The sequence below is a fragment of the Pseudomonas sp. B20(2017) genome (assembly GCF_002113125.1).
Classification (GTDB): Bacteria; Pseudomonadota; Gammaproteobacteria; order Pseudomonadales; family Pseudomonadaceae; genus Aquipseudomonas.
The window spans coordinates 1-23,042 of sequence record NZ_NEJP01000019.1; the positions used below are offsets into that span (position 1 = coordinate 1).

Below are 23,042 nucleotides of genomic sequence, written 5' to 3' on the forward strand. Positions count from 1 at the left end.
ACTGATGGGCTGAAGAGCCTTTTTCAGCACAAAAACAAACGCCCCGAATAAGTCGGGGCGTTTGGTCTAAGGCCTGTCAGTGTGTTTTCACACAGTCTGCGAAGGCTCCCTTTTTTGTCGCTCAGCGTCGGATCAGAACAACACGCGGCTACGGATGGTGCCGTTGACGTGTTGCAGCTTCTCTTGCGCCAGCTCCGAGTACTCGGCGTCGACGTCGATCACCACGTAGCCGACCTTCTCGTTGGTCTGCAGGAACTGACCGGAGATGTTGATGCCGTTTTCGGCGAAGACCTTGTTGATCTCGCTCATCACACCCGGGATGTTCTCGTGGATGTGCAGCAGGCGGTGCTTGCCAGGGTGAGCCGGCAGGGCCACTTCAGGGAAGTTCACCGACGATACCGAAGTACCGTTGTCGCTGTACTTGACCAGTTTTTCTGCCACTTCCAGACCGATGTTGGCCTGCGCTTCAGCGGTGGAACCGCCGATGTGCGGGGTCAGGATCACGTTATCCAGGCCACGCAGCGGGCTTTCGAACTCTTCGTCGTTGGAGCGCGGCTCGACCGGGAACACGTCGATGGCGGCGCCGATCAGGTGCTTGTCCTTGATCGCCGCGGCCAGGTGATCCAGCTCGACCACGGTGCCGCGTGCAGCGTTGATCAGGATACCGCCCTTCTTGATGGCGCGGATTTCCTTCTCGCCGATCATCCACTGGGTCGCAGCGGTTTCCGGAACGTGCAGGGTGACGATGTCGGACATGCCCAGCAGCTCGTGCAGGTTGCCGACCTGGGTCGCGTTGCCCAGTGGCAGCTTGGTCACGGTGTCGTAGAAGAACACCTGCATGCCCAGACCTTCAGCCAGGACCGACAGCTGAGTACCGATGGAGCCGTAGCCGACGATGCCCAGTTTCTTGCCACGGATCTCGAAAGAGTTGGCTGCGGACTTGATCCAGCCGCCACGGTGGCAGGAAGCGTTTTTCTCAGGGATGCCGCGCAGCAGCAGGATCGCTTCGGCCAGCACCAGCTCGGCCACGGAGCGGGTATTGGAGTACGGCGCGTTGAACACGGCGATGCCGCGCTCGCGGGCCGCTTCCAGGTCAACCTGGTTGGTGCCGATGCAGAAACAGCCGACCGCGACCAGCTTCTTCGCGTGATCGAAGATCTCTTCGGTCAGCTGGGTGCGCGAACGAATGCCGATGAAGTGAGCGTCAGCGATCTTTTCCTTGAGCTGGGCTTCCGGCAGGGAGCCTGTCAGGTATTCGATGCTGGTGTAGCCCGCCGCCTTGAGGACGTCGACAGCCGATTGGTGGACGCCTTCGAGAAGAAGGAACTTGATCTTGCTCTTATCGAGAGAAGTCTTGCTCATCTGCGTAAACCTGTATCCCGGAGAAAAATGGCAGGAAATGGTCAACAGACATTGACCTGGACGACAAGAAAGCCGTCACCGCAGAACCGGCCTTGGGCACTGGCCTGCGGGGTCGGTATGCTAGCATAGCCACCCCGCTAAACACTCATTCCTGCGACGTGAAGCGTTCTCAGGATGACCATGAATTGTTCGAGAGTTCCGTCGATGACCAATCCTGCCCTGATTGATGAACTGAAGACCCTGGTCGAGCCTGGCAAAGTCCTGACCGATGCCGACTCCCTGAACGCTTACGGCAAGGACTGGACCAAGCACTTCGCCCCGGCGCCCAGCGCCATCGTGTTCCCCAAGACCATCGAGCAGGTGCAGGCCGTCGTCCGCTGGGCCAACGAACATAAAGTGGCGCTGGTGCCGTCGGGCGGGCGCACCGGGCTTTCCGCCGCGGCCGTGGCCGCCAATGGCGAAGTAGTCGTGTCGTTCGACTACATGAATCAGATTCTCGACATCAACCTGACCGACCGCACCGCCGTCTGTCAGCCGGGCGTGGTCACCGAACAATTGCAGAACGCCGCCGAAGAACATGACTTGTACTACCCGGTGGACTTCGCTTCGGCAGGTTCCAGTCAGATTGGCGGCAACATCGGCACCAATGCCGGCGGGATCAAGGTCATTCGCTACGGCATGACCCGCAACTGGGTGGCGGGCATGAAAGTGGTGACCGGCAAGGGCGATGTGCTGGAGCTGAACAAGGACCTGATCAAGAACGCCACCGGTTATGACCTGCGCCAGTTGTTCATCGGCGCCGAAGGCACCCTCGGATTTGTGGTCGAAGCCACCATGCGTCTGGATCGTGCACCGAAAAACCTCACTGCGATGGTCCTCGGCACTGCCGATTTCGACTCGATCATGCCGGTGCTGCACGCCTTCCAGGGCAAGCTCGACCTGACCGCGTTCGAATTTTTCTCCGACAAGGCCCTGGCCAAGGTCATGGGCCGTGGCGATGTCCCGGCGCCGTTCGAAACCGACTGCCCGTTCTATGCCTTGCTGGAATTCGAGGCGACCACCGAAGAAGTGGCCAACAGTGCCCTGGAAACCTTCGAGCACTGCGTCGAACAAGGCTGGGTGCTGGACGGCGTGATGAGCCAGAGCGAAACCCAGTTGCAGAACCTGTGGAAGCTGCGCGAGTACATCTCCGAAACCATCTCCCACTGGACGCCGTACAAGAACGATATCTCGGTCACCGTTTCGAAAGTCCCGGCGTTCCTGCAGGAAATCGACGCGATCGTCGGCGAACACTATCCGGATTTCGAAATCGTCTGGTTCGGCCATATCGGCGACGGCAACCTGCACCTGAACATCCTCAAGCCGGACAACCTGAGCAAGGACGAGTTTTTCGCCAAGTGCGCCACCGTCAACAAGTGGGTGTTCGAAACTGTCGAGAAGTACAACGGCTCGATTTCCGCGGAACACGGCGTGGGCATGACCAAGCGCGATTACTTGACCTACAGCCGCTCGCCGGTGGAAATCGAATACATGAAAGCGGTCAAGGCGGTGTTTGATCCGAACGGCATCATGAACCCGGGCAAGATCTTCGCGGTTTGATTGGCAATCCCTCATGAATCAATGAAGGCAGGAGTCGGTAATGAGCTATCAGCACCAGTATGTCGACGGTACGCGGATTCATTTTCCGCTGGGGAAAGTGGTGTGCATCGGCCGTAACTACGCCGAACACGCCAAGGAACTGGACAACCCGGTGCCTACCGAGCCGTTGCTGTTCATCAAGCCGGGCAGTTGCGTGGTGCCGCTGGAAGGCGGTTTCAGCATTCCGACCGAGCGTGGCTCCGTGCATTACGAGGCGGAAATCGCCGTGTTGATCGGCAAGCCGCTGTCGACCAAGCCGAGCCGTGAAGAAGTGCTGGACGCGATCTCCGGTTTCGCCCCGGCACTGGACCTGACCCTGCGCGACAAGCAGGCCGAGCTCAAGTCCAAGGGCCTGCCGTGGGAAATCGCCAAGTCGTTCGACGGCGCGGCGGTGATTGCGCCGTTCGTGGTCGGCAGCACTTTCGCCGACCTGACCGATATCGGCATCCGCCTGACCATCAACGGCGAAGTGCGCCAGGACGGTAACAGCAGCGCGATGCTCAACCCGATCGTGCCGATGATCCAGCACATGGCCGGCTGCTTCTCGCTGCAGGCCGGAGACGTGATCCTGACCGGCACACCGGTGGGCGTCGGTCCGCTGAACGTTGGCGATGAAATCGTGCTGGAACTGCCGGGCGCCAGTCGCTTCACCAGCAGCGTTCGCTGACTGCAACACTGAGTAAAACTGTGGGAGCGAGCTTGCTCGCGAATGCGGTAGATCAGTTAACGACGATGTCGACTGACCTGACGCATTCGCGAGCAAGCTCGCTCCCACATTTGTTTTTTGTGTTTCAGCTCGCAAACACATAAGGCGTTCCGGCCATTTGCCGTTTTTTTCACATTTAGTCCGGATAATTCCGGTCATTCTGGCGTCTGAGCCGGCCTCTTTGTGCTATTACCCGTAGCCTGAATTTTCGGAACGCGTCCTTTGATGTCATCTCAAACTCAGCTCAAACCTGCTCGCCGTTCACGCTTCGCCCTGCGCTGGTATTCCTGGCTGTTGTTGGTAGCCGCCGCTACGTACGGGCTGGCGTTTGCCATGCATTGGGATGACCGTGGCCTATTGTGGGTGCTGGAGCGCTTCGAGAGTTCGACCGAGAAGCAGGAAAGCGTCTGGCTTCCGGACTACCGGGCGGTCATCGACGCCAAACTGCTGCCTGGCATGGAGAAGGACGAAGCTTCGGACCTGTCCTATAACCCGCAGACCAAAACCCTGTTTTCGGTGATGGGCAAGAACCCGTTTCTGGTCGAGCTGACTCTGCAGGGCGATGTGCTGCGCAAGATGCCACTGGTGGGCTGGAGCAATCCCGAAGGTCTGACGGTGATGGAAAACGGCTTGATGGCGATTGTCGATGAGCGCGAGCACATGCTCTCCATCGTCAAGGTGGATGCCGAGACCCGCGAACTGAAGCGCGACGATTTCCCGAAATACGACCTCGGCCCCTCGAAAGACCAGAACAAAGCTTTCGAAGCCATTACCTGGGACGCCCGCAATCAGCAACTGCTGCTGGGCGAGGAGCGTCCGCCTGCGCTGTTCACCTGGAAAAGCGACGGCAGCCAGACGCTCAAAGGCGACAAGCAGAAACTCGACAGCGATGAGCTGGACCTGCGCAACCTTTCAGCATTAGCGATTGACCCGCGCACCGGTCACACCCTGGTGCTGTCCGCCGATTCGCACCTGTTGCTGGAGCTGGACGAGAAGGGCGAGCAAGTCAGCTTCATGACCCTGCTTGGTGGTTTCAACGGCCTGAAGAAAACCATTCCCCGCGCCGAAGGCGTGACCATGGACGAGGCGGGCACGCTGTACATGGTCAGCGAGCCGAACCTGTTCTACCGCTTCGAAAAGCAGAAGTAACGACTCCTACAGCAATTGCAGATATGTGCAGTTGTGGCTTGAGGCAAGTGGCCATTAAGCTTCAGTTCAGACAGGCGTGATATTTCATCCGCCTGTTTTGATTCCGAGCCTGCCCCGAATGCGTCGACTTGCCCGTCCCAAGCCTCTGTTCATCATCCTGTTGGTGATTGCCCTGATCGCGCTGATTGCGATCGGCCAATACATGCGCCTGTTCGAGCGTGCCTGGTTCAACCTGCATACGCTCTGGCAGCCGATGAGCAGCGAGGCCATCGGGCTGGATCAATATCGGGTAGCGATCGAAGCGAAGGTCATCGACGGGCTGAACGACGACGTCTCGGCGCTGACCTACGATCCGGTGCGCAAAAGCCTGTTCACCGTGACCAACAAGAATGCCGAGCTGGTCGAGCTGTCACTGGATGGCACGATCCTGCGCCGTGTTGCCTTGATCGGCTTCGGCGATCCGGAGGCGGTGGAGTTCATCAGCGCCGATACCTACGTGATCACCGATGAGCGCCAGCAACGGCTGATCAAGATCCATCTGGAGCACGACACTACGTTCCTCGATGCAGCGGACGCCGAGCAAATGACCCTCGGCGTACACATGAGCGGCAACAAGGGATTTGAAGGCCTGGCGTACGACTCGGTGGGCAAGCGCCTGTTCGTGGCCAAGGAGCGGGATCCGATGCTGATCTATGAAGTGCACGGTTTTCCGCACTTCAATCCGGAAAAATCCTACGCGGTACACGTCATCAATAACCCCAAGCGCGACGCCGGTATGTTTGTGCGTGACCTGTCGAGCCTGCAATACGACGAGCGCAGCGGCCATTTACTGGCACTGTCCGACGAGTCACGGCTGATTCTGGAACTGGATGTGGACGGGCGACCGCTGAGCACGATGTCATTGAGCGGTGGTCGGCAGGGCCTGAAGAAAACCGTGCCGCAGGCGGAAGGCATCGCGATGGATGACGACGGGGCGTTGTATCTGGTGAGCGAGCCGAATCTGTTTTATGTCTTCAGGAAGCCTGCGCAGAACTAACCAACACCCCAAAACACTGTGGGAGCGAGCTTGCTCGCGATTAGGGAGGGTCAGTCGCCAAACATGTCGACTGTCACACCGCTATCGCTAGCAAGCTAGCTCCCACAGGTTTTTTTATCTGCCCACAAAATGTGAGCAGTTTCGGCTTACTCAGCCTTCAGGGTCTTCACGCCTTCGCTGGTACCCAGCAACAGCAGATCCGCCGGACGCGCCGCGAACAGGCCGTTGGTGACCACGCCGACGATCGCGTTGATCTGCGCTTCCAGCTCAACCGGATTAGTGATCTGCAGGTTGTGCACGTCGAGGATGATGTTGCCGTTGTCGGTCAGCACGCCTTCGCGGTAGACCGGGTCGCCGCCCAGTTTCACCAGTTGGCGGGCCACGTGGCTGCGGGCCATCGGGATCACTTCCACCGGCAGCGGGAACGCGCCCAGCACGGGCACCAGTTTGCTGGCGTCGGCGATGCAGATGAAGGTCTGGGCCACGGCCGCGACGATCTTCTCGCGAGTCAGGGCTGCGCCGCCGCCCTTGATCAGGTTCAGGTGCTCGTCGCTTTCATCGGCGCCGTCGACGTAGAACTCCAGGTTGCTCACGGTGTTCAGCTCATACACCGGAATCCCGTGGCCCTTGAGGCGCGCGGCGGTGGCTTCGGAACTCGCGACCGCGCCATCGAACGCGCCCTTGTGCTGGGCCAGGGCGTCGATGAAGCAGTTGGCGGTGGAGCCGGTGCCGACGCCGACGATGCTCTTGTCGTCGAGTTTCGGAAGGATGAAGTCGACGGCAGCCTGGGCCACGGCCTGTTTGAGTTGATCCTGGGTCATGCGGGCTCCGGAAGCGGGCAAGGTAAGAACGGAAAGGCCGGCATTATAGCCTCAAGCCGGGCTAAAACCTCTGCATTCGTGTGGTCGTCCGGACGAAAGCCGGGTTAGACTCCTCGGTCCCGCCCAACCCGCTCAGTGATGCTTTCCGATGCTCGAACAGTACGTCAAGAAGATCCTCACCTCGCGCGTTTATGACGTTGCCGTAGAAACCCCGCTGCAGAACGCCCGCCAGCTCTCCGAGCGGCTGGGCAACGACATCTGGCTCAAGCGCGAAGACTTGCAGCCGGTGTTCTCGTTCAAGATTCGCGGCGCCTACAACAAGCTGACCCAGTTGAGCGACGAAGAACGCGCACGCGGCGTGGTCACCGCGTCGGCGGGCAATCATGCGCAGGGCCTGGCCCTGGCGGCGAAAGTGCTGGGCGTGAAAGCGACCATCGTGATGCCCAAGACCACCCCGGAGATCAAGGTCGAAGGCGTGCGCTCCCGTGGCGGCAAGGTGGTGCTGCACGGCGATTCTTTCCCGGAAGCTCTGGCCTACTCGCTGAAACTGGTCGATGAAAAAGGCTACGTCTACATCCACCCGTACGACGATCCGCACACCATTGCCGGGCAGGGCACCGTGGCGATGGAGATTCTGCGCCAGCACCCGCAGCCACTGGACGCGATCTTCGTCCCGGTGGGCGGCGGCGGTCTGATCGCCGGCATCGCGGCGTACGTGAAGTACCTGCGCCCGGACATCAAGGTCATCGGCGTCGAACCCGACGACTCCAACTGCCTGCAAGCGGCGATGGCCGCGGGCGAGCGCGTGGTGCTGCCGGCCGTGGGCATCTTCGCTGACGGTGTGGCGGTGGCGCAGATCGGCCAGCACACCTTCGACATCTGCAAGGATTACGTCGACGAAGTGATCACCGTCAGCACCGACGAAATCTGCGCGGCGATCAAGGACATCTACGACGATACCCGTTCGATCACCGAACCGGCCGGCGCCCTCGGCGTGGCCGGGATCAAGAAGTACGTCGAGCAGCGCGGCGTCAGCGGCCAGACCTTCGTGGCCATCGATTCCGGGGCCAACGTCAACTTCGACCGCTTGCGCCACGTCGCCGAGCGCGCCGAGCTGGGTGAAGGCCGCGAAGCGATCATCGCCGTGACCATCCCGGAGAAGGCCGGCAGCTTCAAGGCTTTCTGCGAGGCCATCGGCAAGCGCCAGATCACCGAATTCAACTACCGCTATAACAATGGCAGCGAAGCGCACATCTTCGTCGGCGTACAGACCCACCCGGACAACGACCCGCGCAGTGCGCTGCTGGCGAGCCTGACCGAACAGGGTTTCCCTGTGCTCGATCTGACCGACAACGAACTGGCCAAGCTGCACATCCGTCACATGGTCGGTGGGCGCGCGGCGCACGTGGTCGATGAAGTGGTGCTGCGCTTCGAGTTCCCGGAGCGTCCGGGCGCGCTGTTCAACTTCCTCAACAAGCTCGGCGGTCGCTGGAATATCTCGATGTTCCACTACCGCAACCATGGCGCGGCGGACGGCCGCGTGGTGGCGGGCCTGCAAGTCCCCCACGACGAACGTCATCTGGTGCCCGCAGCCCTTGAGGAAATCGGCTACCCGTATTGGGACGAGAGCGACAACCCGGCCTATCAGCTGTTTCTTGGCTGAACGGCTACGCTGATGGGTATGGCCCAAGGAAAGAGAAATACATGGAAACCCTGACCACCCTGAAAGTCCTTCACGTCGCGGCGACCGTGGTGATCCTGGCGAGCGGGCTGGGGCTCGCCGCTGTTTCCTGGCGTAATCGCAGCGAAGGACCGGCCAGCACGATGCAGCGACCGTGGTTGTTCGTCTGGTGTTTGATGCTGGTCGGCGTGCTGAGTATGCCTTTCACCGGCTGGTGGTTGGTGCACCTTATTGGCTGGCCACTGGGACAGTTCTGGATTCTGGGGTCCAGCGTGATATATGCCATGGCCACATTCAGTGCGGTCTGGCTGCTTGTTCGTCTTAATCGGCTATGGACAAGCGGGGTCGGCAGCCGGACATTCAATCTGGCGCTGGCGATTGTCAGCGGCGTTGGATTTCTCGCCATTGCGGCGCTGATGGGGGCCAAGCCTGTATAAGGCTTGAGACCACGTCGACCCCATTCGCGAGCAAGCTCGCTCCCACATTTGATTTGAGTCGTGCACAAATCCGGTGTGGGAGCGAGCTTGCTCGCGAAGGCAATATCAGTCGCGCAGCGAAATCACCTGCCAGCCACGCTTCTCGGCTTCGGCCCGCAGGTTCGGATCCGGGTCGACCGCCACCGGATTCGCCACCTGCTCCAGCAGCGGCAGGTCATTCATCGAGTCGCTGTAGAAATAGCTGCCTTCCAGCGAGTGCCCGGTTTCTTCCAGCCAGCGGTTCAGGCGCGTCACCTTGCCTTCGCGGAAGCACGGCACGTCGGTGCTGCGTCCGGTGTAGCGGCCGTCCTGCATCTCGCACTCGGTGGCGATCAGGGTTTCAACGCCCAGGCGCACGGCGATCGGTGCGGTGACGAAGCGGTTGGTGGCGGTGATGATCACCAGTTTGTCGCCGGCGTCGCGGTGCTTTTTCAGCAACTCAAGCGCTTTCGGCAGCATGATCGGCTCGATGCAGTCGCGCATGTAATCGTTGTGCCACTGCTCAAGCACGGCCATCTCGGTGCGGCCGAGGATCTCCAGGCAGAAGTTCAGGTAGGCCGCGTTATCCAGTTTGCCGGCCAGGTAATCCTGGTAGAACTCATCGTTGCGCGCCTTGTAGGCAATCGGGTCGAGGAACCCGCGTTCGCACAGATAATCGCCCCAGGCGTGATCGCTGTCGCCGCCCAGAAGGGTGTTGTCCAAATCGAATAAAGCCAGGCGCATTGCAGTTACCCGCTGAAAAGTCAGTAAAAAGGCCACAAGAATACGGTCTTTTCACAAGAGTGCACATAAGCTCGGAACCTTCGTTGCCGCCTTCACAACCTTTGTGGAACAATGCGGCGACATGCGTTTGCGAGGTTGTTGCCGTGATCGACCCTGATGGTTTCCGCCCTAATGTCGGGATCATTCTGACGAATGACGCCGGCCAGGTGCTATGGGCTCGCCGTATCAATCAAGATGCCTGGCAGTTTCCGCAAGGGGGAATCAATCCCGAGGAGACGCCGGAAGACGCCTTGTACCGCGAGCTGAACGAAGAAGTTGGCCTGGAACGCGAAGATGTTGAAATTCTCGCCTGTACCCGGGGCTGGTTGCGCTATCGTTTGCCGCAACGTCTGGTGCGAACCCACAGCCAACCGCTGTGCATCGGCCAGAAACAGAAATGGTTTCTCCTGCGCCTGATCTCCAACGAGCAGCGGGTGCGGATGGATTTGACCGGTAAACCGGAGTTCGATGGCTGGCGCTGGGTCAGTTATTGGTATCCGTTGGGCCAGGTGGTGACATTCAAGCGCGAAGTGTATCGCCGCGCTCTCAAAGAGCTTGCCCCGCGCCTTTTAGCGCGCGACTGACGACGGAGTTCGACCCCGAGCCATGCTCAATACGCTGCGCAAGATCGTCCAGGAAGTTAACTCCGCCAAGGATCTCAAGGCGGCGTTGGGGATTATTGTGTTGCGCGTCAAAGAGGCCATGGGCAGCCAGGTCTGCTCGGTCTACCTGCTTGATCCAGAGACCAACCGCTTCGTGCTGATGGCCACCGAGGGCTTGAACAAGCGCTCGATCGGCAAGGTCAGCATGGCACCCAACGAAGGTCTGGTCGGCCTGGTCGGCACGCGTGAAGAACCCCTGAACCTCGAAAACGCCGCGGATCACCCGCGCTACCGCTACTTCGCCGAAACCGGCGAGGAGCGCTACGCCTCGTTCCTCGGGGCACCGATCATTCACCACCGCCGCGTCGTTGGCGTGTTGGTCATCCAGCAGAAAGAGCGCCGCCAGTTCGATGAAGGTGAAGAAGCCTTCCTCGTAACCATGAGCGCGCAGCTCGCGGGCGTAATCGCCCACGCCGAGGCCACAGGTTCCATCCGTGGCCTGGGCCGTCAGGGCAAGGGCATTCAGGAAGCCAAGTTCGTCGGCGTGCCGGGTTCGCCGGGCGCGGCGGTCGGTACGGCGGTGGTCATGCTGCCGCCGGCGGATCTGGACGTGGTGCCGGACAAGACCATCACCGACATCGACGCTGAACTCGCGCTGTTCAAGACCGCCATCGAAGGCGTGCGCGCCGACATGCGTGCGTTGTCGGCCAAGCTGGCGACCCAGCTGCGTCCGGAAGAGCGCGCGCTGTTCGACGTCTACCTGATGATGCTCGACGATGCTTCGCTGGGCAGCGAAATCACCAACGTGATCAAGACCGGGCAGTGGGCCCAGGGCGCGCTGCGCCAGGTCGTGACCGACCACGTCAATCGTTTCGATTTGATGGACGACGAGTACCTGCGTGAGCGGGCGTCGGACGTCAAGGATCTGGGCCGCCGCCTGCTCGCCTACCTGCAGGAAGAGCGGCAGCAGAACCTGGTCTACCCGGAAAAAACCATTCTGGTCAGCGAAGAACTGACGCCGGCGATGCTCGGCGAGGTGCCGGAAGGCACGCTGGTCGGTCTGGTGTCTGTGCTCGGTTCGGGTAACTCCCACGTCGCGATCCTGGCCCGGGCCATGGGTATTCCGACGGTGATGGGTCTGGTCGACCTGCCCTACGCCAAGGTCGACGGCATTGAAATGATCGTCGACGGCACGCGCGGCGAGGTCTACACCAACCCGAGCGAAGTGCTGCGCAAGCAGTTCACCGAAGTCGTCGAAGAAGAGAAACAACTGGCGCTGGGCCTCGATACCCTGCGCGATCTGCCGTGCGTGACCCTCGACGGTCACCGCATGCCGCTGTGGGTCAACACCGGCCTGCTGGCGGACGTGGCGCGAGCGCAGAAGCGTGGCGCCGAAGGCGTCGGTCTGTACCGCACCGAAGTGCCGTTCATGATCAACCAGCGCTTCCCGAGCGAGAAGGAGCAACTGGCGATCTATCGCGAGCAACTCGCCGCGTTTCACCCGCAACCGGTGACCATGCGCAGCCTGGACATCGGCGGCGACAAGTCGCTGTCGTACTTCCCGATCAAGGAAGACAACCCGTTCCTCGGCTGGCGCGGGATCCGCGTCACCCTCGACCACCCGGAAATCTTCCTGGTGCAGACCCGCGCAATGCTCAAGGCCAGCGAAGGCCTGAACAACCTGCGGATTTTGCTGCCGATGATCTCCGGCATCCACGAGCTCGAAGAGGCACTGCACCTGATTCACCGGGCCTGGGGCGAAGTGCGCGACGAAGGCACCGACGTGCCGATGCCGCCAGTGGGTGTGATGATCGAAATTCCTGCGGCGGTTTACCAGACCAAAGAGCTGGCGCGGATGGTGGATTTCCTGTCGGTCGGCTCCAACGACCTGACCCAGTATCTGCTGGCGGTGGACCGCAACAACCCACGGGTGGCCGACCTCTACGACTACCTGCATCCGGCGGTGCTGCAAGCCCTGCAAACCGTGGTGCGCGACGCCCATGCCGAAGGCAAGCCGGTGAGCATCTGCGGCGAGATGGCCGGTGACCCGGCGGCAGCGGTGCTGTTGATGGCGATGGGTTTCGATAGTCTGTCGATGAACGCCACCAACCTGCCGAAGGTGAAATGGATGCTGCGTCAGATCAACCTGAGCAAGGCCAAGGATCTGCTGGCGGAACTGATGACCATCGACAACCCGCAGGTGATCCACAGCTCGCTGCAACTGGCGCTGAAGAGCCTTGGGCTGGCGAAGATGGTCAATCCGGCGGCGGTCAAACCGCTCTAGACCGAGTCGCGCCAATCGCGAGCAGGCTCGCTCCCACAAGAAAATGCATTCCAGTGGGAGCGAGCCTGCTCGCGATGGCGTCAGTTCAGGCGCCGCTAAATCAGAATGTCCACTTCCCCCAGATGCCCGCCATACGGCCCAAAACTGCGCTCCACCATCCGCCGCGTCCCGTCCGCCTGCACAATCAACGCCGTACTCGCCCGAGTCCCATAGCTCTGGCTGGCAATAAACACACTCGACAACAATGACTCGGTCGCCAATCCCACACCGGTATCTGGCAGGTCAGCAAACGGCGCCGTTTGCGCATCGCTCAATAAGGTCAGCAACCGCTCAGGCTGCGGATCATCCAGCACCGCACTCAATGCCGCCTTCGCTTTGAGCAGTTTCGGCCACGGCGTATCCAGCCCGGCGTTGGACAGGCCATAAACGCCAGGCTGCAACATCACCGGTTCCGAAGACCGCGCATTGAAATGCCACAGCTCGTTGGCATTGCCCAGTAGCAGGTTGAAGCCGGCATACTCTGGCGAACGGGCGACAACGTCGGACAAATAGTCATCGATCGAAAGGTTTCCGGTCAGAAATCCTGCTACCAGTTCACCCCGGGATCGCCGGGCCGGCGGCTGATGCGGGTCGCGAATGTTGGTCAGCGCGGCAAAGCGTCCGTTGGCACCGAGACCGAGCCAGGTGCCGCCAGCCTCAAGATCGCGACCGGCATGAACATGCGGCGACTCGGGCCACTGCGCCAGCGGGAGGCTGGGCCGGGCGTAGAACTCGTCACGGTTGGCCGCGACGATCAGCGGTTGGGCATGCCCCGGCCGCCAGGCGAAAACAATCAGGCACATAAGGTGGTCCTTGTGTGTTTTTTGCCCACTCTACGCAGACATCGTCCGTGCATCCATCGCCAGTGGAGCCGAAGGGTATCCATCCGTTACCATGCCGCTCCGGTTTTGGGGACGCGCCTTGGGAGGCAGTCATGGAATTTCTGCTCTATCTGGCGCTGGGCGCCTGTGCGGGCGTACTGGCCGGGCTGTTCGGGGTGGGCGGCGGAATCATCATCGTCCCGGTGCTGGTGTTCAGTTTCACCTTGCAGGGCTTCGACCCGTCGATCCTGACCCATCTGGCGGTCGGCACTTCGCTGGCGACGATCATCTTCACCTCGGTCAACGCCGTGCGTGAACATCATCGACGCGGCGCCGTGCGCTGGCCGATCTTCAAGTGGATGACCGTCGGCATCCTGCTCGGCGCCGGTTTCGGCGCGCTGACCGCCGAAGCGATCTCCGGGCCCAACCTGCAAAAGATCATCGGTGTGTTCGCCCTGGTGATCGCGGCACAGCTGGCGCTGGACGTCAAACCCAAGGCCAGCCGAACGGTGCCGGGCAAACTCGGTCTGACCGTGGCCGGCAGTGTGATCGGCTGGGCCTCGGCGATTTTCGGGATTGGCGGCGGCTCGCTGACCGTGCCGTTCCTGACCTGGCGCAGCGTGCCGATGCAGCAGGCGGTGGCGACTTCGTCGGCCTGTGGTCTGCCGATTGCTGTGGCCAGTGCAATAAGTTTCATGATTCTGGGCTGGCATGATCCGTTGCTGCCGGCCCATAGTCTCGGTTTTGTGTATCTGCCGGCGCTGCTCGGCATTGCCCTGACCAGCATGGTGTTCGCCCGTCTCGGCGCGCGGCTGGCGCACAGGTTGTCGCCGAAGTTGCTGAAACGGCTGTTCGCGGCTTTGCTGTTTTGCGTGGGTCTGAGCTTTCTGTTCTGAGCCGTCTGTTTTGGCAGGTCGCAATCCTGGCTTAATCCTGAGGTGACAGCGTCGCCCGGGAATTTTTGAAGATTTGAATGCTAACGAGGAGTCGCAATGCTGCCTTACCCGCAGATCGATCCGGTGGCTTTGGCCATCGGTCCGCTGAAAATCCACTGGTACGGCCTGATGTACCTGGTCGGCATCGGCGGCGCGTGGCTGCTGGCATCGCGCCGGCTCAACCGTTTCGACCCGACCTGGACCAAGGAAAAGCTGTCCGACCTGGTGTTCTGGCTGTCGATGGGGGTGATTGTCGGCGGGCGTCTGGGCTATGTACTGTTCTACGACCTGAGCGCCTACATCGCCAACCCGACGCTGATTTTCGAAGTGTGGAAGGGCGGCATGTCGTTCCACGGCGGTTTCATCGGCGTGATGCTGGCCGCGTTGTGGTTCGGCAAGCGTAACGGCAAGTCGTTCTTCCAACTGATGGACTTCGTGGCGCCGATGGTGCCGATCGGTCTGGGCGCCGGACGCATCGGCAACTTCATCAACGCCGAGCTGTGGGGCAAGGCCACCGACGTGCCGTGGGCCATGGTGTTCCCACCGTTCAGCGACCCGGCGCAACTGCCGCGCCATCCGTCGCAGCTGTATCAGTTCGCGCTGGAAGGCGTGGCGCTGTTCCTGATCCTCTGGCTGTTCTCGCGCAAACCGCGGCCGACCATGGCGGTCTCGGGCATGTTCGCCCTGTTCTATGGCATCTTCCGTTTCATCGTCGAATTCGTCCGCGTGCCGGACGCGCAACTGGGCTACCTGGCCTGGAACTGGCTGACCATGGGGCAGGTACTCTGCGTACCGATGATCATCGGCGGGCTGTTCCTGATCTGGCTGGCCTACCACCGCGCCCCGGCGGCGCCGGTTGCACCGACAGCTTAAATATTCGAACCCCGGCGATGTCTGCCGGGGCTCAAGGACACAGGTAACTCATGAAGCAATATCTCGATCTGGTGTCGCACGTCATTAACAACGGCACCAAACAGGCCAACCGTACTGGCGTGAACACCATCAGCTTTCCGGGCGCGATGCTGCGCTTCGATCTGCAGGAAGGTTTCCCGGCGATCACCACCCGCAAGATGGCCTTCAAATCGGCCATCGGCGAGATGTGCGGCTTTCTGCGTGGCGTGAACAACGCCGCCGAATTCCGTGCGCTGGGCTGCAAGGTCTGGGATCAGAACGCCAACGAAAACGCCCAGTGGCTGGCCAACCCGTTCCGCCAGGGCGAAGACGACCTCGGCGAAATCTACGGCGTGCAATGGCGCAAATGGCCGGCGTACAAGCAGATCCCGCTGAGCAACACCGCGGCCATCGAACAAACCTTGAGCAACGGCTACAAGCAGATTGCCCAGGGCGAAGAAGACGGCCAGGCCTACGTGGTCTTGTACAAAGCCATCGATCAGGTGCGCCAGTGCGTCGACACGATCATCAAGGACCCGGGCAGCCGCCGCATCCTGTTCCACGGCTGGAACTGCGCCCAGCTCGATGAAATGGCCCTGCCGCCGTGCCATCTGCTGTACCAGTTCCACCCGAATGTCGAGACCAAGGAAATTTCCCTGACCCTCTACATCCGCTCCAACGACCTGGGCCTGGGCACGCCGTTCAACCTCACCGAAGGCGCCGCGCTGCTGAGCCTGATCGGTCGCCTGACCGGCTACACGCCGCGCTGGTTCACCTATTTCATCGGTGACGCCCACGTCTACGAAAACCACCTCGATATGCTCAACGAACAGCTCAAGCGCGAGCCGTTCGCCATGCCGAAGCTGAAGATTTCGGATCGCGTGCCGGAGTTCGCCAAGACGGGTGTTTATCAGCCGGAGTGGCTGGAGCTGGTAGAGCCGAGCGACTTCTCGCTGGAAGGCTACGAGCACCATGCGCCGATGACCGCGCCGATGGCGGTCTGACAGGCAATGTAAAAAACTGTGGGAGCGAGCTTGCTCGCGAAAGCGTCGGGTCAGTCGATATTTTTACCAACTGACACTCCGCCTTCGCGAGCAAGCTCGCTCCCACAGTGTTATGTGGTGTGCTCAGTGACCGTGACTGCGGCCCACATGCGAATGCTCAACCTCCGCCGCCACAACCCCGCCACTCACCTCCAACCGCTGCAAAATCCCGCACTGATCCGCCTCCGGCCCTTCGCCACAGCGCTGGCGCAGGTCGAGCAGTTGCGTCTGCAAGGCGAGTAACCCGTCGATCCGCGCCTTGACGTGCTGGATGTGCTCGTCGATCAGCGCATTCACGCTTTCGCACTGATCCTGCGGGCTGTCGCGCAAGGCGAGCAGGCTGCGGATTTCTTCGAGGGTCATGTCGAGGGTGCGGCAGTTGCGGATGAAGGTCAGGCGCTCGGCGTGGGCCTGGGTGTAGACGCGGTAGTTGCCGTCGCTGCGGGCCGGTTCCGGCAGCAGGTTTTCACGCTCGTAGTAGCGGATGGTTTCCACGGCGCAATCGGTCTGTTTCGCCAGTTCTCCGATCTTCATGACGGCAATCTCCAAAAGGGTGCTTGACCCTATAGTGGCTACAGGGTCTTTACTTGGCAACAGGCACCTTCATGGACGCGACCAATGAGCGATTCCCTGCACATCCACAAGCCCGGCGACGGGCACGATCACAGTCACAAACTGCAGCCTGTGCATAAACATGCCCACGGCGGCGATTCCTGCTGCGGGTCGAAAACCGTTACGGCCGCGCCGGTTCATTCGAGTGAAGACTCTTGCTGCTCGTCGAAAGCTGCCGCGCCGTCGCTGATTCAACTGAGCGAGGCGAAAAGCGCCGACGCCCGGCTGAACAGCTTCCGCATCGAGGCGATGGACTGCCCGACCGAACAGACGCTGATCCAGAACAAGCTCGGCAAACTGGCCGGGATCCAGCAGCTCGAATTCAACCTGATCAACCGCGTGCTCGGCGTGACTCACAATTTGCCGGACACCGCGCCGATCATCGACGCGATCAAATCCCTCGGCATGCAGGCCGAGCCGCTGGAGGCGGGCGTTGAAGCGCCGGTCGCAGCTCCGGTGAAAAAACACTGGTGGCCGCTGGCGCTGTCCGGCATTGGTGCGCTGGCCGCTGAAGTGATCCACTTCACCAGCGCCGCCCCGACCTGGGTGGTGGCGATCATCGCGCTGATTTCGATCCTCAGCGGCGGCCTGACCACCTACAAGAAGGGCTGGATCGCCCTGAAGAACCGCAATCTCAACATCAATGCGCTGATGAGCATCGCCGTGACCGGTGCGGTGTTGATCGGCCAGTGGCCGGAAGCGGCGATGGTGATGTTCCTGTTCACCGTGGCCGAACTGATTGAAGCGCGCTCGCTGGACCGCGCGCGCAACGCCATCAGCGGCCTGATGCAGATGACGCCGGAGCAGGCGACTGTGTTGCAGGCTGACGGCAACTGGGTCGAACTGGATGTGAAAAGCATCGATCTCGGCGCCCGCGTGCGGGTAAAACCCGGTGAGCGCATCGCGCTGGACGGTGAAGTCGTCAGCGGCAGCTCGACCATCGATCAGGCACCGATCACTGGCGAAAGCCTGCCGGTGGAAAAAACCGTCGGCGACAAAGTCTTCGCCGGCACCATCAATCAGGCCGGTTCGCTGGAATATGCGGTGACCGCTGCGGCGAACAATTCCACCTTGGCGCGCATCATCCACGCCGTGGAGCAGGCACAAGGCGCGCGGGCGCCGACTCAGCGCTTCGTCGATCATTTTTCGAAAATATACACCCCGGTGGTCTTCGTCCTGGCGCTGGCCGTGGCGATCATCCCGCCGCTGTTCATGGGCGCCGCGTGGTTCGACTGGATCTATCGCGCGCTGGTGCTGCTGGTGGTCGCTTGCCCGTGTGCGCTGGTGATTTCCACCCCGGTGACCATCGTCAGCGGCCTCGCGGCGGCGGCGCGCAAAGGCATTCTGGTCAAGGGCGGCGTGTACCTGGAGGGCGGTTTCAAGCTCGACTATCTGGCCCTCGACAAGACCGGCACCATCACCCACGGCAAACCAGTGCAGACCGATTACCTATCCCTCGACCCGACCGCCGACGCCATGGCCCCGGCGATTGCCGCCGCGCTGGCCGGACGTTCCGATCACCCGGTGTCGCTGGCCATCGCCAACGCGGCTGTGGATAAAGGTTTCGCGTCGCTAGTTGTGGATAACTTCGAAGCGCTGGCCGGCCGTGGGGTAAAAGGCGAGGTCAACGGTCAGGTCTACCACTTGGGCAACCATCGTCTGGTTGAAGAACTGGGTCTGTGCTCGCCGCAACTGGAAGAAAAGCTGTTCGCGCTGGAAAAACAGGGCAAGTCCGTGGTGTTGCTGCTCGACCGTTCCGGCCCGCTGGCGCTGTTCGCCGTAGCCGACACCGTCAAGGAAACCAGCCGCGAAGCGATCCGCCAACTGCACGAACTGGGCGTGAAAACCCTGATGCTCACCGGCGACAACGTCCACACCGCGCAGGCGATTGCGGCGCAGGTCGGGATCGATCAGGCCAAGGGCGATTTGCTGCCGACCGACAAATTGCAAGCCATCGAAGACCTGTACGCACAGGGGCGTCGGGTCGGCATGGTCGGTGACGGCATCAACGACGCGCCGGCGCTGGCTCGGGCGGAGATTGGTTTTGCGATGGCCGCAGCCGGTACCGATACAGCGATCGAAACCGCCGATGTCGCCCTGATGGACGACGATCTGCGCAAGATACCGGCCTTCATCAGCCTGTCGCGTCATACCGCCGCTATCCTGAAACAGAACATCGCGCTGGCGCTGGTGATCAAAGCGATCTTTCTTGGGGTAACCTTCGCCGGGCTCGCCACCATGTGGATGGCGGTGTTTGCCGACATGGGCGTGAGCCTGCTGGTGGTGTTCAACGGTTTGCGCCTGTTGCGCAAATAGAGACGAGGGACGGTTGTGCTGAGTGCCGAGCTGAAAGCGTTTTACATGGTGGCCCGCCTGGGCAGCATCACGCTGGCGGCGAAAAAGCTCGGCCTCAGCCAACCGACCGTGACCACCCAGATCCGCAATCTGGAAAGCCAGTATTCGGTGGAGCTGTTCTACCGTGGCGGCCGGCGCCTGAGCGTCAGCGATGAAGGCGCGCGGCTATTGCCGATGGTCAAGGCGTTGTTGCAGCAGGAAGCCGACATCGAGTTCTTCCTGCGCAACAGCGGCCAGGTACAGGGCACGCTGCGCATCGCCGCCACCGCGCCGTATTACATCCTCGATCTGGTGAAGACATTTCGCGAGCGCCTGCCGCAGGTAGAAGTGTCGGTGGAAATCGGCAACTCGCAACAGGTGCTCGAAGCGCTGGAGGATTACCGGGTGGATGTCGCGGCCTCGTCGCAATTGCTCGACGATGCCCGGCTGATCCGTCGGGTGTTGGGGAGCGATCCGCTGGTGCTGGCGGTGCATCGCAATCATCCGCTGGCGGCGCACGACCATGTGACGCTGAGTGCGCTGGCCGGGCATACCTTGCTGATGCGTGAATCCGGCTCGACCACCCGGCGGCTCACCGAAGAATTGCTGGCCAGCGCGGGCGTCAGTTTCGGCCCGTTACTGGAAATCGGTAGCCGCGAGTCGATCCGCGAGGCGGTGCTGCGCAACATCGGCATCAGCATCATCGCCCGCCAGGAAGTGCCGCACGATCCGCAGTTGCGGGTGCTGACCCTGGAAAATGCGCCGCAGATTCCCGAATACCTCTACTGCCTCAAGGAACGCAAGAACGCCCGGTTGCCAGCAGCGTTTCTCGGACTGGCGCAGGAAATGTCCCCGGCCTGAGATTTTTCAGTGCCTTTGCTGGCCTCTTCGCGAGCAGGCAGCACAGGACTTGAAACCTGAACCAAAATCCCTGAATACCACTATCGGCGGTTTTTGCCTCACTGCCATATGACCGACGCATTACAACTCTAGGATTCGTCTCATCTGCTCGATGAGGCCTGTCCATGAACCCTGCAATCGCAACTGCCCTGACCAACCCCGGCGCACCGATGAAAGTGCGCGGCGTGCAGAAGCGCTTCGGCGCCTTCACGGCGCTGGATAACGTTTCCCTCGATGTCGCTGCCGGTGAGCTGGTGTGCCTGCTCGGCCCGTCGGGCTGTGGCAAGACCACGTTGCTGCGTTGCATCGCCGGTCTGGAAAAGCAGGACAGCGGCGAGTTGTACCTCGGTGAGCGCGACGTTTCCCACCTCGCGCCCCAGGCTCGGGATTACGGAATTCTGTTCCAGTCCTACGCGCTGTTTCCCAATCTGACCGTCGAAGCAAACATTGCTTACGGCCTCGCCGGCAGCGGTCGCGATGAAGTACGCCGTCGCGTCGGTCAGATGCTGGAACTGGTCGGCCTCACCGGCAGTGAGAAAAAGTACCCGGGCCAGTTGTCCGGCGGCCAGCAGCAACGTGTGGCACTGGCCCGCGCCCTGGCCCCCGCACCGTCGCTGCTGTTGCTCGACGAACCGATGTCGGCCCTCGACGCCCGGGTCCGCGAGCATCTGTGCACCGAGCTGCGCCAACTGCAACGCAACCTCGGCATCACCACCCTGATGGTCACCCACAATCAGGACGAAGCCATGCTGATGGCCGACCGCATCGCCGTGATGAACAACGGCAAGGTCGAGCAGTACGCCACCCCGCAGGAAATCTACAACCGCCCGGCCACACCGTTCGTGGCCGAGTTTGTCGGCCAGGGCAACTGGTTGCCATTCCAGCGCAGCAGCGACAGCCACGCCAAGGTCGGCGGGATGAACCTGCGCCTGGCCGACGGCAGTGTTCATAGCCCGTCGGGTCGACTGTTCTGCCGTCCGGAAGCGATCAACGTCAATCCGCTGGTGCACGAAGAAAACCTGTTCCCGGCCAAGGTCCGCGAGATCACTTTCCTCGGCAACCGCTGCCGCATGAGCTTCGAACTTGATCAATTGCCCGGCCATGCCTTACTCGCCGAACTGGCGCCGGAAGCCATGCCGCGCCTCGACGCCCAGCAGATCATGGTCGCCTTGCCGCCACGCAGCCTGCAGGTGTTTGCCTGATGAACAGCAACCTCGCACTGCCGCTACCGCAAAAGCAGGCGCGGCAGGTGTCCGGGGCCGAGGTCGGCGACCGGATCTTCGTCCTTGGCGGCAAACTCCTGCTGCTGGGGCTGCTCGGTGTGGCGGTGCTGTTGCCATTGCTGGCGATCTTCTGGCGCGGCTTCAGCAGCGAAGCCGGGCAGGGCGGTGGCTGGCTCGCCGCCAAGGAGCTGGTGACCAGCGACAATTTCCACTGGCTGCTCGGCAACAGCCTGAAAGTTTCCCTCAGCGTCGCGGCCATCGTCGTACCGCTGGCCTACCTGTTTGCCTACGCCTTGCAGCGCACGTTGATTCCGGCAAAAGGCATCTGGCGCGGGATTTCGCTGCTGCCACTGATGGCGCCATCGATGCTGCCGGGGATTGCGCTGGTCTATCTGTTCGGCAATCAGGGCATGTTGCGCGGGCTGCTGTCGGACAACATCTACGGCTTCTGGGGGATTGTTCTGGGTGAGGTGATCTACACCTTCCCACACGCCTTGATGATTTTGCTGTCAGCCCTGTCGCTGGCGGATGCGCGACTGTTCGACGCCGCGTCGAGCATGGGCGCCAGTCCCGCGAAAGCCTTTCGCAGCATCACCTGGCCGGCGACCCGTCAGGCCGTGTTCGCCGCGTTCTGTCTGGTGTTCACCCTGACCATCACCGATTTCGGTGTGCCGGTGGTGGTCGGTGGCGACTATCAGGTGCTGGCGCTGGAAGCCTACAAAGCGGTGGTCGGCCAGCAGCAGTTCGGTCGCGGCGCGTTGATCGGCATGGTTCTGCTGCTGCCGGCGCTGTTCAGCTTCGGCGTCGATGCCTGGCTGCGTCGCCGTCACGGCGACTCCATGAGTGGCCGCGCCCAGGTGTTCAAACCGGCGCTGTCGAAGAAGCGCGATGCTTTTTATCTCAGCGTTGTGCTGCTGATCAGCGCCGCGTTGCTGCTGGTGTTCGGCATGGCGGTGTTCTCGTCGCTGGTGAAGTTCTGGCCGTACAACCTGTCGCTGTCGCTCAACCACTACCAGTTCAACGAGACCGCCGGCGGTGGCTGGCTGGCCTACGGCAACAGTTTGAAGATGGCGCTGGGCACGGCGTTGATCGGTAGCGTGCTGATCTTCACCGGCGCCTACCTGATGGAAAAAACCCGCAGCCAGCGCGGGCTGAATCTGACGCTGCGCATGCTCAGTTTCGTACCGATGGCGGTACCGGGGCTGGTGCTGGGTCTGGGTTACGTCTTCTTCTTCAACCTGACTGGCAACCCGCTGCACGTGCTGTACGGGACCATGACCCTGCTGATCGTCTGCACCATTGCTCACTATCTGACCACTGCGCAGATGACCGCCACCACCGCGTTGCGCCAGCTCGACGCCGAGTTCGAAGCCGCCGCGCTGTCGCTCAAGGCGCCGCTGTACCGGCATTACCTGCGGGTCACCGTGCCGATCTGCCTGCCGGCGCTGCTGGACATCGTGCGCTACCTGTTCGTCTCGGCCATGACCACCGTGTCCGCCGCGATCTTCCTCTACAGCCCCGACACCATCCTCGCGGCGGTGGCGGTGCTGAACATGGACGACGCCGGCAACGTCGGCGGCGCGGCGGCGATGTCGACCCTGATTCTGTTCACCTCGGCGGGCGTGTCCTTGCTGCTGGCGTGGGCTTCGCGCGGTTTGCTGCGCCGTTCCCAGGCCTGGCGGCAAACGGCGCCCGGCCACTGATCCACGACTTGTCCCTAAAGCCTC

General features: G+C 61.5%; 20 protein-coding genes. 15 read left to right on the forward strand and 5 right to left on the reverse strand.

Features of this window, described 5'->3' with window-relative positions; genetic code table 11:
- Nucleotides 1-132: 132 nt before the first annotated feature.
- Nucleotides 133-1,362 (reverse strand): phosphoglycerate dehydrogenase, encoded by a 1,230-nt coding sequence (serA, locus tag CAF63_RS23760; protein WP_007953487.1) that lies wholly within the window; start codon nucleotides 1,360-1,362, stop codon nucleotides 133-135.
- A 204-nt stretch (nucleotides 1,363-1,566) separates the two neighbouring features.
- Here serA and CAF63_RS23765 point away from each other — a divergent pair, with 204 nt between their 5' ends.
- The 4 genes from CAF63_RS23765 to CAF63_RS23780 all read left to right on the forward strand — a co-directional run bounded on the left by CAF63_RS23765 (nucleotide 1,567) and on the right by CAF63_RS23780 (nucleotide 5,891).
- Nucleotides 1,567-2,961, forward strand: coding sequence for an FAD-binding oxidoreductase (locus tag CAF63_RS23765; protein WP_085689520.1), 1,395 nt, complete (start codon nucleotides 1,567-1,569; stop codon nucleotides 2,959-2,961).
- Nucleotides 2,962-3,001: 40 nt separating this feature from the next.
- Complete coding sequence (locus tag CAF63_RS23770) at nucleotides 3,002-3,667, forward strand: fumarylacetoacetate hydrolase family protein (RefSeq protein WP_007953483.1); 666 nt, start codon at nucleotides 3,002-3,004, stop codon at nucleotides 3,665-3,667.
- Between the two features lie 264 nt (nucleotides 3,668-3,931).
- Entirely contained in the window at nucleotides 3,932-4,855 is a 924-nt protein-coding gene (locus CAF63_RS23775; RefSeq protein ID WP_085689522.1) for an SdiA-regulated domain-containing protein, read from the forward strand.
- Nucleotides 4,856-4,973: 118 nt separating this feature from the next.
- Complete coding sequence (locus CAF63_RS23780; protein ID WP_085689524.1) at nucleotides 4,974-5,891, forward strand: SdiA-regulated domain-containing protein; 918 nt, start codon at nucleotides 4,974-4,976, stop codon at nucleotides 5,889-5,891.
- A 146-nt stretch (nucleotides 5,892-6,037) separates the two neighbouring features.
- On the opposite strand, the gene rpiA is transcribed toward CAF63_RS23780, so the two are convergent.
- Complete coding sequence (gene rpiA / locus CAF63_RS23785) at nucleotides 6,038-6,712, reverse strand: ribose-5-phosphate isomerase RpiA (RefSeq protein WP_007953476.1); 675 nt, start codon at nucleotides 6,710-6,712, stop codon at nucleotides 6,038-6,040.
- 148 nt (nucleotides 6,713-6,860) lie between these two features.
- Between rpiA and ilvA the strand changes: the two genes are divergently transcribed.
- Both ilvA and CAF63_RS23795 read left to right on the forward strand, forming a co-directional pair.
- Nucleotides 6,861-8,375 carry a threonine ammonia-lyase, biosynthetic gene (ilvA, locus tag CAF63_RS23790; protein WP_085605949.1) on the forward strand — a complete coding sequence of 505 codons (1,515 nt, stop codon included), beginning with the start codon at nucleotides 6,861-6,863 and terminating at the stop codon, nucleotides 8,373-8,375.
- Between the two features lie 41 nt (nucleotides 8,376-8,416).
- Nucleotides 8,417-8,830 (forward strand): DUF2269 family protein, encoded by a 414-nt coding sequence (locus CAF63_RS23795; RefSeq protein ID WP_085689526.1) that lies wholly within the window; start codon nucleotides 8,417-8,419, stop codon nucleotides 8,828-8,830.
- Nucleotides 8,831-8,935: 105 nt separating this feature from the next.
- Here CAF63_RS23795 and CAF63_RS23800 read toward each other — a convergent pair whose 3' ends face one another.
- The gene (locus tag CAF63_RS23800) at nucleotides 8,936-9,592 is read right to left on the reverse strand and encodes an HAD family phosphatase (RefSeq protein WP_085689528.1); all 657 of its coding nucleotides are present in this window, start codon (nucleotides 9,590-9,592) and stop codon (nucleotides 8,936-8,938) included.
- A 143-nt stretch (nucleotides 9,593-9,735) separates the two neighbouring features.
- Here CAF63_RS23800 and CAF63_RS23805 point away from each other — a divergent pair, with 143 nt between their 5' ends.
- Nucleotides 9,736-10,215: an RNA pyrophosphohydrolase gene (locus CAF63_RS23805; protein ID WP_003229203.1), complete on the forward strand. Its 480-nt coding sequence runs from the start codon at nucleotides 9,736-9,738 to the stop codon at nucleotides 10,213-10,215.
- Nucleotides 10,216-10,237: 22 nt separating this feature from the next.
- Complete coding sequence (gene ptsP / locus CAF63_RS23810) at nucleotides 10,238-12,517, forward strand: phosphoenolpyruvate--protein phosphotransferase (RefSeq protein ID WP_085689530.1); 2,280 nt, start codon at nucleotides 10,238-10,240, stop codon at nucleotides 12,515-12,517.
- Nucleotides 12,518-12,612: 95 nt separating this feature from the next.
- Here the strand turns inward: ptsP and CAF63_RS23815 are convergent, their stop codons facing one another.
- Entirely contained in the window at nucleotides 12,613-13,359 is a 747-nt protein-coding gene (locus CAF63_RS23815; protein WP_085689532.1) for an NRDE family protein, read from the reverse strand.
- A 131-nt stretch (nucleotides 13,360-13,490) separates the two neighbouring features.
- On the opposite strand from CAF63_RS23815, the gene CAF63_RS23820 reads away from it, so the two are divergent.
- From CAF63_RS23820 to CAF63_RS23830, 3 genes are all read left to right on the forward strand, one after another.
- On the forward strand, nucleotides 13,491-14,273 hold the full coding sequence (locus CAF63_RS23820; protein ID WP_064380026.1) for a sulfite exporter TauE/SafE family protein: 783 nt from the start codon (nucleotides 13,491-13,493) through the stop codon (nucleotides 14,271-14,273).
- A gap of 96 nt (nucleotides 14,274-14,369) precedes the next feature.
- Nucleotides 14,370-15,185, forward strand: a complete 816-nt coding sequence (gene lgt / locus CAF63_RS23825) for a prolipoprotein diacylglyceryl transferase (protein WP_007953463.1) — start codon at nucleotides 14,370-14,372, stop codon at nucleotides 15,183-15,185.
- A 50-nt stretch (nucleotides 15,186-15,235) separates the two neighbouring features.
- On the forward strand, nucleotides 15,236-16,207 hold the full coding sequence (locus tag CAF63_RS23830; protein WP_011336420.1) for a thymidylate synthase: 972 nt from the start codon (nucleotides 15,236-15,238) through the stop codon (nucleotides 16,205-16,207).
- 123 nt (nucleotides 16,208-16,330) lie between these two features.
- Here CAF63_RS23830 and cadR read toward each other — a convergent pair whose 3' ends face one another.
- On the reverse strand, nucleotides 16,331-16,780 hold the full coding sequence (gene cadR / locus CAF63_RS23835; protein ID WP_007953454.1) for a Cd(II)/Pb(II)-responsive transcriptional regulator: 450 nt from the start codon (nucleotides 16,778-16,780) through the stop codon (nucleotides 16,331-16,333).
- Nucleotides 16,781-16,864: 84 nt separating this feature from the next.
- On the opposite strand from cadR, the gene CAF63_RS23840 reads away from it, so the two are divergent.
- The 4 genes from CAF63_RS23840 to CAF63_RS23855 all read left to right on the forward strand — a co-directional run bounded on the left by CAF63_RS23840 (nucleotide 16,865) and on the right by CAF63_RS23855 (nucleotide 23,018).
- Entirely contained in the window at nucleotides 16,865-19,174 is a 2,310-nt protein-coding gene (locus CAF63_RS23840; RefSeq protein WP_085689534.1) for a heavy metal translocating P-type ATPase, read from the forward strand.
- Nucleotides 19,175-19,189: 15 nt separating this feature from the next.
- Complete coding sequence (locus tag CAF63_RS23845; protein WP_007953452.1) at nucleotides 19,190-20,053, forward strand: LysR family transcriptional regulator; 864 nt, start codon at nucleotides 19,190-19,192, stop codon at nucleotides 20,051-20,053.
- 164 nt (nucleotides 20,054-20,217) lie between these two features.
- Nucleotides 20,218-21,294, forward strand: a complete 1,077-nt coding sequence (locus CAF63_RS23850; protein WP_085689536.1) for a putative 2-aminoethylphosphonate ABC transporter ATP-binding protein — start codon at nucleotides 20,218-20,220, stop codon at nucleotides 21,292-21,294.
- Nucleotides 21,294-23,018, forward strand: coding sequence for a putative 2-aminoethylphosphonate ABC transporter permease subunit (locus tag CAF63_RS23855; protein ID WP_085689538.1), 1,725 nt, complete (start codon nucleotides 21,294-21,296; stop codon nucleotides 23,016-23,018). The genes CAF63_RS23850 and CAF63_RS23855 overlap by 1 nt, the downstream gene beginning before the upstream one ends.
- Nucleotides 23,019-23,042: the final 24 nt, after the last annotated feature.

Bases quoted from the DNA above. Each gene is read 5' to 3' on its own strand.
- CAF63_RS23850 (WP_085689536.1), top strand. From the start codon at position 20,218: ATGAACCCTGCAATCGCAACTGCCCTGACCAACCCCGGCGCACCGATG.
- ilvA (WP_085605949.1), top strand. From the start codon at position 6,861: ATGCTCGAACAGTACGTCAAGAAGATCCTCACCTCGCGCGTTTATGAC.
- CAF63_RS23770 (WP_007953483.1), top strand. From the start codon at position 3,002: ATGAGCTATCAGCACCAGTATGTCGACGGTACGCGGATTCATTTTCCG.
- ptsP (WP_085689530.1), top strand. From the start codon at position 10,238: ATGCTCAATACGCTGCGCAAGATCGTCCAGGAAGTTAACTCCGCCAAG.
- lgt (WP_007953463.1), top strand. From the start codon at position 14,370: ATGCTGCCTTACCCGCAGATCGATCCGGTGGCTTTGGCCATCGGTCCG.
- CAF63_RS23800 (WP_085689528.1), bottom strand. From the start codon at position 9,592: ATGCGCCTGGCTTTATTCGATTTGGACAACACCCTTCTGGGCGGCGAC.
- CAF63_RS23855 (WP_085689538.1), top strand. From the start codon at position 21,294: ATGAACAGCAACCTCGCACTGCCGCTACCGCAAAAGCAGGCGCGGCAG.
- CAF63_RS23780 (WP_085689524.1), top strand. From the start codon at position 4,974: ATGCGTCGACTTGCCCGTCCCAAGCCTCTGTTCATCATCCTGTTGGTG.
- CAF63_RS23795 (WP_085689526.1), top strand. From the start codon at position 8,417: ATGGAAACCCTGACCACCCTGAAAGTCCTTCACGTCGCGGCGACCGTG.
- CAF63_RS23820 (WP_064380026.1), top strand. From the start codon at position 13,491: ATGGAATTTCTGCTCTATCTGGCGCTGGGCGCCTGTGCGGGCGTACTG.
- CAF63_RS23815 (WP_085689532.1), bottom strand. From the start codon at position 13,359: ATGTGCCTGATTGTTTTCGCCTGGCGGCCGGGGCATGCCCAACCGCTG.
- rpiA (WP_007953476.1), bottom strand. From the start codon at position 6,712: ATGACCCAGGATCAACTCAAACAGGCCGTGGCCCAGGCTGCCGTCGAC.
- CAF63_RS23840 (WP_085689534.1), top strand. From the start codon at position 16,865: ATGAGCGATTCCCTGCACATCCACAAGCCCGGCGACGGGCACGATCAC.
- CAF63_RS23775 (WP_085689522.1), top strand. From the start codon at position 3,932: ATGTCATCTCAAACTCAGCTCAAACCTGCTCGCCGTTCACGCTTCGCC.
- CAF63_RS23830 (WP_011336420.1), top strand. From the start codon at position 15,236: ATGAAGCAATATCTCGATCTGGTGTCGCACGTCATTAACAACGGCACC.
- serA (WP_007953487.1), bottom strand. From the start codon at position 1,362: ATGAGCAAGACTTCTCTCGATAAGAGCAAGATCAAGTTCCTTCTTCTC.
- CAF63_RS23765 (WP_085689520.1), top strand. From the start codon at position 1,567: ATGACCAATCCTGCCCTGATTGATGAACTGAAGACCCTGGTCGAGCCT.
- cadR (WP_007953454.1), bottom strand. From the start codon at position 16,780: ATGAAGATCGGAGAACTGGCGAAACAGACCGATTGCGCCGTGGAAACC.